The organism is Kitasatospora sp. NPDC053308, from assembly GCF_055585785.1.
Genome location: NZ_JBVJJY010000008.1, coordinates 83,794 through 99,155 on the forward strand (window position 1 = coordinate 83,794; position 15,362 = coordinate 99,155).

General features: G+C 76.4%; 16 protein-coding genes. 7 read left to right on the forward strand and 9 right to left on the reverse strand.

Annotated features, from left to right (window positions below):
* Nucleotide 1 precedes the first annotated feature (1 nt).
* From cobO to ACZ6Y7_RS19795, 4 genes are all read left to right on the forward strand, one after another.
* On the forward strand, nucleotides 2-607 hold the full coding sequence (gene cobO / locus ACZ6Y7_RS19780; RefSeq protein ID WP_402218743.1) for a cob(I)yrinic acid a,c-diamide adenosyltransferase: 606 nt from the start codon (nucleotides 2-4) through the stop codon (nucleotides 605-607).
* Between the two features lie 4 nt (nucleotides 608-611).
* Nucleotides 612-2,024 (forward strand): cobyrinate a,c-diamide synthase, encoded by a 1,413-nt coding sequence (locus tag ACZ6Y7_RS19785; protein ID WP_465759194.1) that lies wholly within the window; start codon nucleotides 612-614, stop codon nucleotides 2,022-2,024.
* Between the two features lie 186 nt (nucleotides 2,025-2,210).
* Nucleotides 2,211-2,783, forward strand: coding sequence for a chloramphenicol phosphotransferase CPT (gene cpt / locus ACZ6Y7_RS19790; protein WP_465759195.1), 573 nt, complete (start codon nucleotides 2,211-2,213; stop codon nucleotides 2,781-2,783).
* A 277-nt stretch (nucleotides 2,784-3,060) separates the two neighbouring features.
* A complete protein-coding gene (locus tag ACZ6Y7_RS19795) occupies nucleotides 3,061-3,720 on the forward strand; it encodes a class I SAM-dependent methyltransferase (protein WP_465759196.1) in 660 nt (219 codons plus the stop codon).
* Between the two features lie 35 nt (nucleotides 3,721-3,755).
* Here ACZ6Y7_RS19795 and ACZ6Y7_RS19800 read toward each other — a convergent pair whose 3' ends face one another.
* Complete coding sequence (locus ACZ6Y7_RS19800) at nucleotides 3,756-4,208, reverse strand: hypothetical protein (protein WP_465759197.1); 453 nt, start codon at nucleotides 4,206-4,208, stop codon at nucleotides 3,756-3,758.
* A gap of 104 nt (nucleotides 4,209-4,312) precedes the next feature.
* On the reverse strand, nucleotides 4,313-4,825 hold the full coding sequence (locus ACZ6Y7_RS19805) for a MarR family winged helix-turn-helix transcriptional regulator (protein ID WP_465759198.1): 513 nt from the start codon (nucleotides 4,823-4,825) through the stop codon (nucleotides 4,313-4,315).
* 154 nt (nucleotides 4,826-4,979) lie between these two features.
* Here ACZ6Y7_RS19805 and ACZ6Y7_RS19810 point away from each other — a divergent pair, with 154 nt between their 5' ends.
* Nucleotides 4,980-5,942 carry an EamA family transporter gene (locus ACZ6Y7_RS19810; RefSeq protein WP_465759199.1) on the forward strand — a complete coding sequence of 321 codons (963 nt, stop codon included), beginning with the start codon at nucleotides 4,980-4,982 and terminating at the stop codon, nucleotides 5,940-5,942.
* A 166-nt stretch (nucleotides 5,943-6,108) separates the two neighbouring features.
* On the opposite strand, the gene ACZ6Y7_RS19815 is transcribed toward ACZ6Y7_RS19810, so the two are convergent.
* Genes ACZ6Y7_RS19815 through ACZ6Y7_RS19830 form a run of 4 tightly spaced genes read right to left on the reverse strand, consistent with a single transcriptional unit; the run spans nucleotide 6,109 to nucleotide 10,543 of the window.
* Nucleotides 6,109-7,023, reverse strand: a complete 915-nt coding sequence (locus ACZ6Y7_RS19815) for a hypothetical protein (RefSeq protein WP_465759200.1) — start codon at nucleotides 7,021-7,023, stop codon at nucleotides 6,109-6,111.
* A 51-nt stretch (nucleotides 7,024-7,074) separates the two neighbouring features.
* The gene (locus tag ACZ6Y7_RS19820; RefSeq protein WP_465759390.1) at nucleotides 7,075-8,100 is read right to left on the reverse strand and encodes a TolB family protein; all 1,026 of its coding nucleotides are present in this window, start codon (nucleotides 8,098-8,100) and stop codon (nucleotides 7,075-7,077) included.
* Between the two features lie 2 nt (nucleotides 8,101-8,102).
* Nucleotides 8,103-9,575: an MFS transporter gene (locus tag ACZ6Y7_RS19825; RefSeq protein ID WP_465759201.1), complete on the reverse strand. Its 1,473-nt coding sequence runs from the start codon at nucleotides 9,573-9,575 to the stop codon at nucleotides 8,103-8,105.
* Between the two features lie 5 nt (nucleotides 9,576-9,580).
* Nucleotides 9,581-10,543, reverse strand: a complete 963-nt coding sequence (locus tag ACZ6Y7_RS19830; protein ID WP_465759202.1) for an alkaline phosphatase family protein — start codon at nucleotides 10,541-10,543, stop codon at nucleotides 9,581-9,583.
* A 268-nt stretch (nucleotides 10,544-10,811) separates the two neighbouring features.
* Between ACZ6Y7_RS19830 and ACZ6Y7_RS19835 the strand changes: the two genes are divergently transcribed.
* Complete coding sequence (locus ACZ6Y7_RS19835) at nucleotides 10,812-12,248, forward strand: cobalamin biosynthesis protein (protein ID WP_465759203.1); 1,437 nt, start codon at nucleotides 10,812-10,814, stop codon at nucleotides 12,246-12,248.
* Nucleotides 12,245-13,291 carry an Rv2231c family pyridoxal phosphate-dependent protein CobC gene (gene cobC, locus ACZ6Y7_RS19840; RefSeq protein WP_465759204.1) on the forward strand — a complete coding sequence of 349 codons (1,047 nt, stop codon included), beginning with the start codon at nucleotides 12,245-12,247 and terminating at the stop codon, nucleotides 13,289-13,291. Before ACZ6Y7_RS19835 ends, cobC begins: the two co-directional genes overlap by 4 nt.
* On the opposite strand, the gene ACZ6Y7_RS19845 is transcribed toward cobC, so the two are convergent.
* Genes ACZ6Y7_RS19845 through ACZ6Y7_RS19855 form a run of 3 tightly spaced genes read right to left on the reverse strand, consistent with a single transcriptional unit; the run spans nucleotide 13,283 to nucleotide 15,221 of the window.
* Nucleotides 13,283-14,113 carry an MOSC domain-containing protein gene (locus ACZ6Y7_RS19845; RefSeq protein WP_465759205.1) on the reverse strand — a complete coding sequence of 277 codons (831 nt, stop codon included), beginning with the start codon at nucleotides 14,111-14,113 and terminating at the stop codon, nucleotides 13,283-13,285. The two genes, cobC and ACZ6Y7_RS19845, sit on opposite strands and share 9 nt — an antisense overlap.
* The gene (locus ACZ6Y7_RS19850; RefSeq protein WP_465759206.1) at nucleotides 14,110-14,646 is read right to left on the reverse strand and encodes a hypothetical protein; all 537 of its coding nucleotides are present in this window, start codon (nucleotides 14,644-14,646) and stop codon (nucleotides 14,110-14,112) included. The genes ACZ6Y7_RS19845 and ACZ6Y7_RS19850 overlap by 4 nt, the downstream gene beginning before the upstream one ends.
* The gene (locus ACZ6Y7_RS19855) at nucleotides 14,643-15,221 is read right to left on the reverse strand and encodes a hypothetical protein (RefSeq protein ID WP_465759207.1); all 579 of its coding nucleotides are present in this window, start codon (nucleotides 15,219-15,221) and stop codon (nucleotides 14,643-14,645) included. The genes ACZ6Y7_RS19850 and ACZ6Y7_RS19855 overlap by 4 nt, the downstream gene beginning before the upstream one ends.
* Nucleotides 15,222-15,362 lie beyond the last annotated feature (141 nt).

Sequence of the window (15,362 nt, forward strand, 5' to 3'; positions counted from 1 at the left end):
CATGCCCAAGGGCGTCCCCGAGAGCGTCCCCGACGACGGCCTGACCACCCGCCAGCGCCGTACGCTGCCGATCACCGCCGTGCACACCGGCCCTGGCAAGGGCAAGTCCACGGCCGCCTTCGGCATGGCGCTGCGGGCCTGGAACCAGGGCTGGTCGGTCGGGGTGTTCCAGTTCGTGAAGTCCGCGAAGTGGAAGGTCGGCGAGGAGAACGCGCTGCGCGTGCTCGGCGCCTCCGGCGAGGGCGGCACCGTCGACTGGCACAAGATGGGCTCGGGCTGGTCCTGGATCCAGCGCTCCGCCGAGCAGGAGATGTCCAGCGAGGAGGCGGCCAAGGAGGGCTGGGAGCAGGTCAAGCGCGACCTCGCGGCCGAGACCTACCGCTTCTACGTGCTCGACGAGTTCACCTACCCCATGCACTGGGGGTGGATCGACGCGGACGAGGTGGTCGCCGTGCTCAAGGACCGTCCGGGCAGCCAGCACGTCGTGATCACCGGCCGGTACGCGCCCGAGGCGCTGACCGGCTTCGCCGACCTGGTCACCGAGATGACCAAGGTCAAGCACCCCATGGACGCCGGCCGCAAGGGCCAGCGCGGTATCGAGTGGTAGGCCGTTGAGCACCGTCCGCCGCCCGTCCGGCACCGCCCCCGGCCCGTCGGTCACCGTCCCCCGCCTCGTCATCGCCGCGCCCTCCTCGGGCGCCGGCAAGACCACCGTCGCCACCGGCCTGATCGCGGCGCTCGCCGCGCGCGGGCTGGCGGTGTCGCCGCACAAGGTCGGCCCGGACTACATCGACCCGGGCTACCACGCGCTCGCAGCCGGCCGCCCGGGCCGCAACCTGGACGCCTTCCTGTGCGGCCCCGAGCGGATCGCCCCGCTGTTCCTGCACGGCGCGGCGGGGGCGGACGTCGCGGTGGTCGAGGGCGTCATGGGCCTGTTCGACGGCGCCTCCGGGCGGGGGGAGCTGGCCTCCACGGCGCACGTCGCCAAGCTGCTGCGGGCGCCCGTGGTGCTGGTGGTCGACGGCTCCTCGCAGTCCCGCTCGGTCGCCGCGCTGGTGCACGGCTTCGCGTCCTGGGACCCGCGGGTCCGCCTCGCCGGGGTGATCCTCAACCGGGTCGCCTCCGACCGGCACGAGCAGCTGCTGCGCGAGGCCCTGGAGGAGGGCTCCGGTGTGCCGGTGCTCGGCGCGCTGCGGCGCTCCGCGGCGGTCGCCACGCCCTCCCGCCACCTCGGGCTGATCCCGGCGGTGGAGCGCTCGGCGGAGGCGCTGAAGGCGGTCTCCGACATGGGCGACCTGGTCGCCTCCTCCGTCGACCTGGACGCCCTGCTGGAACTCGCCCGCACCGCACCCGCGTTGGACGCCGAGCCGTGGGACCCGTCGGCCGAGGTCACCCCGGTGGCCGGGCGGCCCCGGATCGCGGTGGCGGGCGGCGCGGCGTTCTCCTTCTCGTACGCCGAGAACGCCGAACTGCTCGGCGCGGCCGGGGCCGAGGTCGTCCCCTTCGACCCGCTGCACGCCACCGCGCTGCCCGCCGGGACCACCGGGCTCGTCATCGGCGGCGGCTTCCCCGAGCTGTACGTCCGGGAGTTGAGCGGCAACGCCGAACTGCGCTCGGCCATCGCCGCGTTCGCCGCCTCGGGCGGGCCGATCGCCGCCGAGTGCGCCGGACTGCTCTACCTGGGACGCGAGCTGGACGGCCTGCCGATGTGCGGCGTGCTGCCCGCGGAAGCCCGGATGACCGAACGCCTCACCCTCGGCTACCGGGAGGCCGTCGCCCTGCACGACTCCCCGCTCGCGGCGGCCGGCACCCGACTGCGCGGCCACGAGTTCCACCGGACGGTCTGCGAGCCGGGCTCCGGCGAACACCCCGCCTGGGGCTGGCACCTGCCGACCGGCCCGCGCACGGAGGGCTTCGCCCACGGCAACGTGCACGCCTCCTACCTGCACCTGCACTGGGCCGGGGCGCCGGCGCTGGCCTCCGCCTTCGCGGCGGCCGCGGCGGCGTACGGGAGCGGCCGCTAGGCCGGACGCGGCCTGCTGGGCCGGGAGCGGCCGCTGGGCCGACCCCCGCCCGGCGGGGCGCGCCCGGCAGAGCGCGGGTCGGGGGCGCGCATCGCACGGCGGAGGACGGGGGTATCTCCCGGCCGAAGGCCGGGGGGAGCGTCGCGCTCCCGGCGGGAACGGTCAGACGCCCCTTAGGATGCCGCCATGCACGTGATCGTCCTCAACGGCGGTTCCAGCTCGGGGAAGTCGAGCATCGCCCGGGCCCTGCAGGAGCTGCTGCCCGAGCCGTGGCTGCACCTCGGCGCGGACACCCTGGTCGGCGCGCTGCCGCCCGCGCTGCTGGACGGCGGCGAGGGCATCGGCGGCCTGGCGGGCGGGGACGGCACGGTCGAGGTCGGACCGGTCTTCGCCGCGCTGGACGCCGCCTGGACGGCCGGGGTGGCCGCGATGGCCCGGGCCGGCGCCCGGATCGTGGTGGACGAGGTGTTCCTCGGCACGACCGCCTCGCAGTCCCGCTGGAGGACGGCGCTGGCCGGCCTGGACGTGCTCTGGGTCGGGGTGCGCTGCGACCCGGCGGTGGCCGCGGCGCGGGAGGCCGCGCGCGGCGACCGGGTCGCCGGGATGGCCGCCGCGCAGGCGAAGGCGGTGCACCGGGGCGTCGAGTACGACCTGGTGGTGGACAGTTCGCGGACCTCCGCCGCCGAGTGCGCGCGGGCCGTCGCCGCCCGGGTCGCCGCGGTGCGGGCCGCCTACGCCCGGGCGTCCGCCGGCGGGTGAAGCCCCGCGCGGGTGAGCGACGCGCGGGTGAGCGACGCGCGGGTGAAACCACCCTCGGGTGAGCGGCGGGCGGCTCCCGTCAGGATGCGCCCCAGGGCCGGTCGAGCGGCGCGTCGAGGTGGCACGCCGCCTCCTCCTGCCGCTCCTCCCGCTGCTCCGGCACCGGCGCGCACCGCCGCCCGCTGCCGGCCGTCGCCTTGCGAAACGCGTTCCGGGGTCGATCGCGATCGCCGCGCGGCCCGGCGGCGGTGTCGGTGGTGGGGGTGACAATGCCCGCGTGAGTGGATCCGAGCCTGACATCGCGCAGTACTGGGACGCGGCCGCCGAGCGGTTCGACGAGGAGGCCGACCACGGGTTGCGGGAGGTGTCCGTGCGGGAGGCGTGGGTGCGGCGGGTACGGGGGTGGGTGCCGGGCCGGGCGTCGGACGTGCTCGACGTCGGGTGCGGCACCGGCTCCCTGTCGGCGCTGCTCGCGGCGGACGGGCACCGGGTGACCGGGGTGGACCTGGCGCCGCGGATGGTCGCGCGGGCACGGGCGAAGCTGGTGGCGGCGGGGCTGCCGGGGCGGTTCCTGGTGGGGGACGCGTCGGCGCCGCCGGTGCCGGGTGAGCGCTTCGACGTGCTGCTCTCCCGCCACCTGGTCTGGACGCTGCCCGATCCGGAGCGGGCGCTGCGCACCTGGGCGGGGCTGCTGCGGCCGGGCGGGCGGCTCGTCCTGGTCGAGGGCCGGTGGCGCGAGGCCGGGCAGGCGGCCCGGGCGCCGTACGCCGCCGGGGCGCAGGCCCTGCCGTGGGGTGGCGGCGTCGGGGCGGAGGAACTCGCCGAAGCCGTGCGGCCGCTGGTGTCCGGGCTGCGCGTCGAACCGCTCAGCGGGGAGGCCGGGCTGTGGGGCGGCCCGGTGGAGGACGAGCGTTACGCGCTGGTCGCGTACCGCTGAGCGGCCCGGACGGCCGCGCGCCCGGGCCGGCTGCGTCAGGTGCCGTTGCCGAAGGTGCCGCGCAGGGGGTCGGCGCGGTGGCAGGCGGCGCAGCGCAGCCGGGTGTAGATCGCGACCGGGCCCATGAAGACGTCCTCGCGGCCGTCGGCCGGGGATTCGGAGGCGGCCGGCTGCCCGCAGTCCAGGCAGGTGCGGTGCGGGCGGGCGGCGATGGAGCAGGCACGGCAGACCAGGTGGGTGGGGTGCTCGGCGTGGACGACGACGGGCTGGGGGCTGCCGTAGAGGAGGTGGTCGCACCAGGTGCAGGACTCGTCCTCCTGGGCGGCCAGCATCCGGGCCCTGGTCTCGCGCTGCCACGCGGCCGCGTTCTGCAGCGGCACCTTCACCGGCGTCCCCCAGCCGGCGGCGGCGAGCCACTGGGCGCCCTCCGCGCCGGCGGCGCGCAGCTGGTCGTCGACGGCGATCTCCTGCGGCGTCCTGTCCTTCATCGGGCGTCTCCTCCGGTGCGGCTCCGCGCCGTTCGCGCGGTTCCGCCGGGTTAACGCGGGCGGGAGGACGCGGGACACGCCCTTCCGTCCGCGCGGCCGCCGTCTCAGTCGAGGAGCGCCTCGGTGTCCCCGTGGGCGATGAGGAGTTTGCGCAGCAGCCCGTCGAGCTGGGCGCGCTCGTCGCCGTCGAGTGCGGCGAGCAGTCGTTCCTCGTTGTGGACGTGGCCGGCCAGGGCGCCGTCGATCAGTTCCTTGCCCGCGGGGGTGAGGCGGATCAGGACGGCGCGGCGGTCGTCGGGGCACGGGTTGCGCTCGACCAGGCCCTTGGCGGAGAGCCTGTCGACCCGGTTGGTGATGGCGCCGGAGGTGACCATGGCGGCCTTGAGGAGGGCGCGGGCGTTGAGCTCGTAGGGCTCGCCGGAGCGGCGCAGGGTGGCCAGGACGTCGAATTCGGAGGAGTCCAGGCCGAAGGTGGCGAAGTACGCGCGTAGGGAGGCGTCGACCCTGGCGTTGAGCCGTCGCAGCCGGCCGATCAGGCCCATGACCTCGGGGTTCAGGTCGGGTCGGGTCCTCGCCCACTGTTCGACGATGTCGTCGACGGTGTCGCGCTGCTCCATGGTCTGCCGCCTTTCCGGGGGTCGTCCGGCCCGGGGCCGGTCATCCGCCCGACCCCGGAAATATCTTAACCTTCACATACTTGACGTTCACCTACTTCGACGCGTAGAACTTATCTCAACGTTCAGATAGTCAACGTTGAGGGGATTGCCCGTCATGGACCGCAAGCGCGCAGGAATCGCCGTCACCGCCGCCCTCGCCCCGGCGATGTGGGGCACCACCTACCTGGTCACCACCCAGCTGCTGCCCGAGGGCCGCCCGCTCCTGCTCGCCGCGCTGCGCGCCCTGCCCGCCGGCCTGCTGCTGCTCGCGATCGGCCGCAGACTGCCCAAGGGGCGCTGGTGGGGGCGCGCCGCCGTCCTCGGAATGCTCAACATCGGGCTGTTCTTCCCGCTCATGTTCGTCGGCGCGTACCGCCTGCCCGGCGGGGTCGCGGCCACCATCGGGGCGATCCAGCCCCTGCTCGTCGCCGGGTTCTCCATCGGCGTGCTCGGCGTACGGCCCGGACGGCGCGCCGTGGCAGCCGGACTGGTCGGCGTCGCCGGGGTGGCCCTGCTGGTCCTCAAGGCCGGCGCGAAGCTGGACGGCGTCGGCATCGCCGCGATGGTCGCCGGCATCGCGCTGATGGCGATGGGCACCGTCCTCACCCGCCGCTGGGGCCGCCCCGAGGGCGCCACCCTGGCCGACCTCACCGCGTGGCAGCTGCTCGCCGGCTCGGTCTTCCTCGTCCCGCTCGCCGCGATCGTCGAGGGCGCGCCGCCCGCGCTGAGCGGCGCCAACCTGGCCGGCTTCGCCTACCTGGGCATCCTCAGCACCGCGCTCGGCTACGTCCTCTGGTTCCGCGGCATCGAGCACCTCGGCGCCGGCCCGGCCTCCTTCCTCGGCCTGGTCAACCCGGTCGTCGCCACCGTCGGCGGCCTGATCGTCCTCGGCCAGACCCTCACCCCCTGGCAGGTCCTCGGCCTCCTGCTGGCCCTCGGCGCCCTGGTCGCCGGACAGGGCCCCGCCCGCCGGACCCCGGCCGAAGCCCCGGCCACCGCTCGGATCCCGGCCCCGGAGGCGACCCCGCACGCGGTCGCCCCGCCGGCCCCGGCCCAGGTCCCGGCGGCCACTCGCTGACCGCCGCCACGCATCCCCTCGCCGCCGCCCCGCCGAGCCCAGCCCGGCGGGGCGGCGGCGTCTGCGCGGCCGAGCGGCCGAGCGACCAAGTGACCAGGTGACCAAGCGGCCGATGACCCCGTGGCCACATGACCAAGCGGACGTACGGGTGGGGCTCGCCCCGCGGTCAGCCGGTGGCGCGGATGTAGATGTCGGCGGCGCCGGGCAGGCCGCCCGGGATGGTCACGACGTAGAAGCGGCGGGCGGAGGGAGCCGGGGCGGGCACCGGCGTCGCGGTCGGGGTCAGGGTGGGAGCGGGGGGTTCCCCGACGACCGCCGGGGCCGGGACCGCGGCGGGGCCCGGGCCGGGGGCGAGCGCGGGGCCGGTGTCCTCGTCCGCGTCCGCATCGGCGTCGGAGTCCGCTTCGGGGCCGCGGGCCGCCTCCTCGGTGGGTGAGGCACAGGCCGTGGGCGAGGCGGAGGCCGTCGCAGCGGCGGAGGGCGCCGGCGCCGCGCTGATGGGCACCGAGCCGGCGGGCATCGAGGTGGGCAGCGTGGGAGTGGGCAGCGCGCCGGCGGGCGCGGCGGACGGCGCGCCGAACGGCCCCTCCCGGAGCTCCGGGGCCTCGGCGGGCTCGTCGCCGCCGAGCGCGGCCACGAGGTCGGCCGGGAGGGGGGCGGCGGGGCCCGGGTCGGGGAGGTCGTAGGCGCTGAGGAAGTCGCCGACGCCCGGGGCCTTGCCACCGCCGAGGCGGTAGTGCAGGTACGCGACGGGGGCGCCGTCGGAGGTGTGGGTGTAGACGGCGCCGACCGGGACGTAGTAGCGGCCGACGCCGGGGTGCTGGGAGGGGTGGAGGCCGGCCAGGCGTTCGGCGCGGTCGCGGTCGGTCTCGTGGCCGGGCCCGCGGATGGTGAGCGCGTTGACGCCGCGCACCACCAGGGCGGCGGCCACGGACACGAAGAGCACCAGGCCGACGGCGACGGTGCGGCGCAGCACCGGGCGGCCGTGCAGGGCGGGCCAGGAGTCGGTCACCACGCGCTCGGGTGGGATGCCGTCCACGGTTGCTCGCTCCCCCTCGATCAGGACGTTCGATCCGGACATTCGATCAGGACGTCACAGTGTGCTCGACGTGGGACCGTAGCCGAGAGTTCCTCAGCCCGGGTAGGCGGGGGCCACGGCGGCCTCGGCCACCTCCCGCGGGCTGCCGGAGCCGTCCGCCGGGACGGTCCACAGGTCGGCGCCGTAGTCGCCGGGCAGGGCGTAGACCAGGGTGCCGTCGCCGGACCAGAGGGCCTGGTCGTCGATGTTGCGCTGTTCGGCCGTGGCGGTCTCGGTCATGGTGGCCAGGTCGAGGACGTACAGCCGCCAGGGGGCGTCCTCGGGCAGGCCGGGGACGCGCTTCTTGTAGGCGATGCGGGTGCCGTCCGGGGAGAGCGAGGGGCATTCGACGTTGTCGTGCAGGCCGGTGAGGGTGCGGGCGGCGAGGTCGCCGCGGACGAGGTGGGTCTGCCCGGCGCTGGCGACGGTGGCGTAGAAGGTGTTGTCGTCGGCGAAGGTGACGCCCCAGATGTTGGTGTCGTGCGCCTGGTACGGGTGGCCGTCCAGGATGATCGCGAAGTCCTCCAGGTTCTCCCGCAGGTTCCAGTCCCGGACGTCCACGATCGACGTGCGGGTGGAGAAGTCGCTGCCCGCGTACGAGTCGCCGCTGACGAAGACGGTCCAGGCGGCGAGGTGCCCGGACGGCGAGACCCGGGAGCGGGTGGGGATGCCGGCGGCCGGGAAGGCGCGCCGTTCGCGCAGGTGGTCGTCGAGGACGACGGCCCGGTAGGTGTCCTCCAGCGCGCCGTGCTGGGCCTGCAGGCAGATCCCGGTGCCGGCGGCGGCGTGGAACCGCAGGCACTGGACGCCGGAGGCGGTGCGCGGGCCGTCGGGGCGGTCGGCGGGGACGGCGGTGATCTCGTCCCGGTGCGGCCCCCAGGCCATGTTGCGGAACAGCAGCTGCCGTCCGCCGCCCGGGGCCGCGAGCGACACCGGGCCGGGGACGACGGACGGTCCGCCGGGCTGGGCCTGGTCCCGGCGGGCGGTGCGGTCGGCCGCGTAGAGGACGGCTCCGGTGCCGACCGCGCCGAGCAGGAGGACGGCGACCAGCAGCACGATCACTCTGGTCCGGTTCTGCAGGTTCACGAACGCTCCTCGGCGACGGTGGTCGCGGATCCGGCGACGGTGGTGGCGGGTCCGGCGGCCGCCCCGGCGGGTCCGGCGACCGCCCCGGCGGGTCCGGCGACCGCCCCGGCGGGTCCGGCGACCGCCCCGGCGGGTCCGGCGACCGCCCCGGTGGGTCCGGCGGCCGCCCCGGTGGGTCCGGCGGCCGGCCCGGACGGGCGCAGCACCGCCGCCGCGCCGACCACGCACAGCGCCAGCGCCCCCGTCGACCAGCCCAGCGCCGACGGGCCGCCGATCGCGCCCCACAGCGCGCCGAACAGCAGCGAGCAGGTGAACCGGGCCAGCGCCTGCCCGGTGCCGACCAGGGCGAGTCCGGCGCCGCGCTGCTCGGCGGGGACGGCGTCGGCGGCCGCGGCGGCGAGCACGCCGTCGGTGGCCGCGTAGAACGCGCCGTGCAGCACCAGCACGCAGATCGCCGCCGGCAGGCCGCGCAGCGGTGACAGCAGCACCCCGTACGCGAGCAGCAGCACCCCGTGCCCGGCGAGGAAGAGCCGGTGCCGGCCGATCCGGTCGGCGAGCGCGCCGAGCGGGACGGCGAGCAGCAGGAAGGCCGCCGCGGTGCCCAGCGGCAGCAGCGGGAAGAGGCTGACGGACAGGCCGAGCCGGCGCTGGACGAGCAGGTAGAGGAAGGAGTCGCTGACGGTGGTGAGCCCGAGCAGGACGGCGCAGAGCGTCAGTCGGCGCAGGCCGGGCAGGCGCAGCAGGGCGAGGCCGTCCCGCAGGGTGGGGGCGGGGGTGGACGGGTCGTCACCCTCCTGCCGGTTGGGCACGAACAGCAGCAGGATCAGCACGCCCAGGGCGGCGACGCACGCGCTGACCGTGAACACCGCGTCGTAGCCGTGCCGTTCGCCGCCGTCGGCGAGCAGCGGGCCGCCGGCCAGTCGCAGCACCAGGAAGGCGGTGAGCGGGCCGAGCAGGGCGCCGGCCGTGTCCATCGCCCGGTGCACGCCGAACGCCCGTCCGCGGTGGGCGGGTTCGGTGGCGAGCGAGATCATCGCGTCGCGGGGCGCGGTGCGCAGGCCCTTGCCGGTGCGGTCGACGGCGATCACCGCGCCGATCAGCGGCACGGTGTGGACGAACGGCAGCAGCGGCCGGCAGAGCGCGGACAGCCCGTACCCCACGGTGGCGACGGTCTTGTGCCGGGTGGCGCCGTCGCGGCCGCGCCGGTCGGCGAGGTGGCCTCCGGCCAGGCGGACGAGCGCGCTGAAGCCGTTCTGGATGCCGTCCAGCAGGCCGAAGCCGAGCGGGGACAGGCCGAGCCCGGTGAGCAGGTAGAGGGGCAGGACGGCGGTGACCATCTCGGAGGAGATGTCGGTGACCATGCTGACGGCGCCGAGGGCGAGCACCGTCCCGGGGACGGCGCCCCGCCGCACCGGGCCGGTGGCCGGTGCGACGGGCGCCTTGGAGCTGCGGGAGTCCGCGACGTACACGGGCGTCAGTTCCAGATGCCGGTGATGTCGGTGGCGTTCGCCGAGTTGCCCGCGTGGGCGTTGACCCCGGCCAGGTCCTCCAGGGTGTGCAGCACGTCGTAGTGGTTGTACGTGGTGGCGGTGCTGCTGCCCGGGGCGACGTGGGCGCCGTAGACCAGGGTCGGGATGCGGTTGCCGGACAGCTTGTTGTCCTCGTCGAAGGTGACGACGAGCAGGCTGTTGTGGCTCTTCGCCCACTGCGCGTACCCGTCGAGGTTGTCCCGCAGCCAGGAGTCGCCGGTGCCGACGGAGCAGTCGTGCATGTCGTCGCAGAGGTCCGGGACGACGAAGGAGACCTTGGGCAGGGTGCTGTAGTCGGTCGGGAACGCGTCCATGCCGTACGCGCTGTCGGTGGGCACGTTGCCGAAGCCGAACCACGGGTTGTGCTTCTGCGCGTAGGAGTCCACGCGGCAGTCGGTGGCGCCCTGGGCGGGCAGGCCCTCGTTGTAGCTGGCCCAGGTCTGGCCGGAGGCGAGAAGTTCGGAGGCCAGGTTGGGCTGCTGCAGCGCGCCGACGTCCACGCAGCTGTCGTCGACGATGCCCTGCGAGCTGCCGGAGAACAGCATGTAGTAGTTGGGCTGGCTGGGGTGGGTGAGCGCGTAGGACTGGGTCAGCCGGGCGCCGCCGGCCGCCAGGGTGCCGTTGATGTACGGGGCCTTGGAGCTGCCCACGACCTGCGAGTAGGCGTGGTTCTCCAGGACGACGACCACCACGTGGTCCGGGGTGGGCAGGCCGGCGCCGGTGACGGCGGCCGCGCTGCCGCCCGCGGCCCAGAGGCCGAGCGAACCGGCCACCAGGCCGAGGCCGGCGGCGAGGGCGGTCAGCGGGCGGCGGCCGCGGCGGCGGGCGGTGGCGCGGGCGGGGGCGGTGGTGGCGGCGGGGTCGGTGGTGGCAGGGTCGTCGGGGGTGCGCGGTCGGGTGATGGCCATGGGGTCCTCCGGAGGTCGGGGCGGCCGGGGCGGGAGCGCCGAAAACAGTAGGAGCGCCGCGGTGTCGTGTACCGCACAAGACAAGTGAAGAACAGGCGAACAGCTGCCGCGCGCGGACCGTCCGGTCCGTGGACGGACGCCGCCCCGGTCCGCACACCCCCGCGGCGGACGTCACACGCGGCGCGATTGACCCCCTCCGGCCGCCCGTGGTGGGATCGCGGGGGCCCGCTCCCGGAGGGCGGGCCGGGGACGGCAAGGAGTGCGGTACGTGATCGGACTGGTCGCCATCGACGGGCCCGGCCGGCCGCTCGCCGACGAGTTGCACGCCCGCTGGCCGGAGGGCAGCCACGTCCACCGCGCCTCGCGCGGCAACTGCTCCCAGCCGCCCGACGTCCTGCACTTCGCCCTCCACCGCTACCGGCGCGTGGTGGCCGTCGCCCCGCTGCCGGCCGTCGTCTCCCTGCTGACCGGCGGCCTCGTCGACCTGCCGCGCGACACCGCCCTGGTCTGCGTGGACCCACGGCGGCGCTGGGCGGTCCCGATGGCCGGGGGCGACGCCGCCGAGGAGCTGTCCGTCGAGGTGGCGGCCGCCCTCGGCGTCACGCCCGTCCCCACCGGCCACGGGCCGAGTCCGGCGGCCGGCCGCGCGCCGGGCCACCCCGCGGGACCGAGCGCCCACGCACCCGAGGACGCTCCGGTCCTGCGGATCACCGACTGGGACGACCCGGGCGACGGTGACCTACTGGTCCTGCCGCGCACCCTGGTGGTCGGGATCGGCGCCGGCGGCGCCGCCGGGGAGACCGAGGCGATGCGGCTGCTGACGGCCGTGCTCGACGAGGCCGGCCTGCCGCGCGCCGCGGTGGCGCGGCTGGCCACCGTCACCGGCAAGGCGGACCACCCGGCGGTGCGCTGGGCCGCGTTCTGCCTCGGCGGGGTACCGGTGGACGAGCACCCCGCGGAGGTCCTGGCGGGCGTGCCGGTGCCGAACCCGTCCGCACGGGTGGGGACGGCCGTGGGGACGGCGAGCGTCGCCGAGGCGGCGGCACTCGCGAGCGCGCCGGGCGGCCGGCTCGTGGTCGCCAAGCGGAAGTCGGCGACGGCGACGGTGGCGATCGCGCGGGCGGCACTGCCGGGGCGGCTCACCGCGGTCGAACTCGGCTCCGGCGGGCCCGGCCGACTCGCACCGGCCGCACCGGCCGCACCGGCCACCCCGACCGCACCGGCCACCCCGACCGCACCGATCGCGCCGGCCCGAATGCCCTCGCCTGCCCGAGCGCCGGAACCGGCCGCACAGGCCGCACAGGCCGAAATCCGGGCCGTCCTGCGCTCGGCCTCGGCCGTCGTGGGCACGCCTGAGGCGGTGGAGGCGGCCGAAGCCCTGGCCGGACCGCTCCGGCCGACCACCCGGCGGATCGCGGTGGAGGTCCCGCCCGGCCCGGCCCCCGACGCCCCCGGCCCGGCCCCGGCCCCGAACGCCTCGGCCCCCGGCACCGCGACGGACGGCACCGGAGCGCCGCTCGACCCGGCCGGGGCCGCCGCCCACCTGGCCGCCCACGGGCACGACGTCGTCCTGGTCACCCTCGGCGGGAACGACGGCGACGGTGCCCCACCGCCGTCCGTCCCGTACGAGTCCCGGCCCACCGCGCCTCGCACCGCCCCCACCCACCACCTCCACCACCCCCACCACCGAGGAGACCCCGCGTGACCGCCCCCGAACCCGACCTGCGCCACCACGGCGACGCCGAGGTCCGCGCCGACGGGCTCGGCCTGGTCGACCTGGCCGTCAACGTCCGCACCGGCACTCCCCCGACCTGGCTGCGCGAGCGCCTCGCGGCCACCCTCGGCGACCTCGCCGCCTACCCCGACCAGCGCACCGCCCGCGCCGCGGTCGCCGCCCGGCACGCCCGCCCGGTCGAGGAGGTGCTGCTCACCTCGGGTGCCGCGGAGGCCTTCGTCCTGCTGGCGCGGGTGGTGACGGCCCGGCACATCGCCGTCGTGCACCCGCAGTTCACCGAGCCGGAGGCGGCCCTGCGGGACGCCGGGCACCGGGTGCACCGGGTGCTGCTCTCCCCCGGGGACGGCTTCCGGCTGGGCGCCGTCCCCGAGGAGGCGGACCTGGTCGTCCTCGGCAATCCGACCAACCCGACGTCGGTGCTGCACCCCGCCGAGGCCGTGGCCGCGCTGGCCCGGCCGGGGCGCACGCTGGTGGTGGACGAGGCGTTCATGGACACCGTGCCGGGCGAGCGGGAGTCGCTCGCCTCCGTACGGGACCTGCCCGGCCGGGTGGTTGTCCTGCGCAGCCTCACCAAGACCTGGGGGCTGGCCGGCCTGCGGATCGGCTACGTCCTCGGCCCCGCGCCGCTGATCGCCGAACTCGGCGCCGCCCAGCCGCTCTGGCCGGTCTCCACTCCGGCGCTGGCCGCCGCCGAAGCCTGCAGCGGCCCGGCGGCGCTCGCCGAGGCGGACCGGGCTGCCGCCGAACTCACGCTCCGGCGCGAGCACCTGGTGAAGGGCCTCGCCTCCTTTCCGACCGTACGGCTGTACGGCGAGCCGGCCGCCTCCTTCGTGCTGGTCCGGCTGCCGGGCGCGGCGGCCGTCCGCGAGCGGCTGCGCGAGCGCGGCTTCGCCGTCCGGCGCGGGGACACCTTCCCGGGGCTGGGCGAGGAGTGGCTGCGGATCGCCGTCCGGGACGAGGAGACCACCGACCGCTTCCTCGACGCCCTGGCGGCGGTGCTCGGTTCAGCCTGAGACCGTCACCGCGTCCCCCGTCCGGATCCGCCCCGGCACCACCACCCGCGCGTACACCCCCGCGCAGGGCAGCGCCGGCAGGCCGGCCAGGGGGACCACCCGGTTCCGCTCGGCCGGGATGCGCAGGGCCTCCGTGCGCCGGGGCAGCGGGCCGTGCCGCAGGGTGGGGACGGCGCAGCGCGGGGTGGGCGCCAGGACGTGCAGGCGCAGCGTCGGCCCGATGGCCAACTCCCGCCCCACCCAGGCGTTCTCGACGAATCCCTCGCCCTCGGTGCGGATCACCAGGTTCGGCCGGTAGCGCTCCGCCGCCGAGCCGGTGGCACGCAGGGTCGCGGAGGTGATCAGGTGCACCGGCGCGTAGTCGAAGAATCCGCCGTGCGGCGCTTCGCGGCCCAGCGCGCTGATCGTGAAGCCGACGTCGGCCGCGGCGCCGTGGGCCAGCACCTCCTCCGGCACGGCCCGCTCGATCGTCGCGTCCGGCGGGCGCTCGGCCGTCAGCGCGACCTCGCGGCCGAGCGCCGCGGACAGTTCCGCCTCGCCGGCGGCGCGCCCGTCCGGTCCGGTGACCGCCACCCCGCCGTCCGCCGTGACGGCCGCCGCGTAGCGGAGCAGGCCGGACCAGAGCCGGGGGTGCTTGGCACTGGCCACCCGGCCGCCGGTCAGGTCGATCAGGGCCAGCTCCCGGTCCCCGGCCAGGCCGCGCCCGGTCACCTCGACCCCGTCCAGCTCCTCCCCCAGCAGGGACTTCACCGGATAGCGCCACAGCCGCTCGACGGTGCCGACGGGGGCACCGGAGGGGGTGTCGGCGGGGGAGGCGGTCACGGCTCCTGCTCCGCCCACTCCCGGAGGGCGTCGAAGTGCAGGTCCCGCAGCCCGTACCGGGGGTCGACCCAGAGCGCCACGGCCGGCCCCGGGTGGTTCGCCTCGATCCACTCGATGTCCTGCGGGCCGAGTTCGTCGTCCACCCAGACGAACGGCCGCCCGTCCGCCCAGGCCACCACGTCCCTGGTCTTCCAGTGCAGCCCGTCCGGATCCTCCCCGAACATCGCCGTCCACCGGATGTACGGGAGTTCGGGCAGTCCGATGGTCGGCGCGATGAAGGTGTTCGCCTCCTCCATCCAGGTGGTCGCCCACACCAACTCGTACGGCAGCGCGAGCAGTTCCGGCCCGTGCGCGGGGTTCAGCCAAACCCGCAGCGGCTTCACCCGGTTGCGCGGCGTGGGCGCCTTGCGGGCCACCCACCCCTCGGGGAGCATCCGGTGGGTCCGGTAGCCCTGCGGACGGCGGGTGGCGGGCGCGGCGTAGGGGTTGAGCGGTCCGTCCACGTCGAGCAGCAGCAGGGGCTTTCCGGTCATGCGGCGGCCGCCCATTCCCGCAGGGTCGCGAAGTCGTCGGCCAGCAGGCCGGTGCGGGGGTTGACGTGCAGGGTGAGCGCGGGCCCCGGGTGGTTCGCCTCGATCCACGCGGCGTCCTGCGGGCCGAGTTCGTCGTCCACCCAGACGAACGGCCGCCCGTCCGCCCAGGCCACCACGTCCCTGGTCTTCCAGTGCAGCCCGTCCGGATCCTCCCCGAACATCGCCGTCCACCGGATGTACGGGAGTTCGGGCAGTCCGATGGTCGGGCCGATGTGGGTGTTGGCGTCGCTCATCCACCCGGTGGCCCAGACCAGTTCGTACGGCAGGGCCAGCAACTCGGGCCCGTGCGCCGGGTTCAGCCACACCCGCAGCGGCTTGACCCGCCCGACCGGGCGCTTGGCGTGCCTGGCCCGGCCGTCCGGCCTGGCCTGCGCCGCCGCCAGCCGCTCCTGCTTCGCGATCCACCAGGCGGGCGACAGGCGGTAGGTGCCGTAGCCGTCCGGACGCCGCTTCGGCGCGGCGAAGGGGTTGAGCGGTCCGTCCACGTCGAGGAGGAGCAGGGGCTGCTGGGTCATGCCCTGAATTCTCGGTCCGGCGGCGGGTGTTGACCAGCGAATTGCGGACCGCTCCGCCGGCAGCGGGCCCCGGCGCCGCAACGCCCGTGGGCCCCTCCCCGGCGGGGGGGGGAGGGGCCCACGGGCGTGGCACGCACCCGG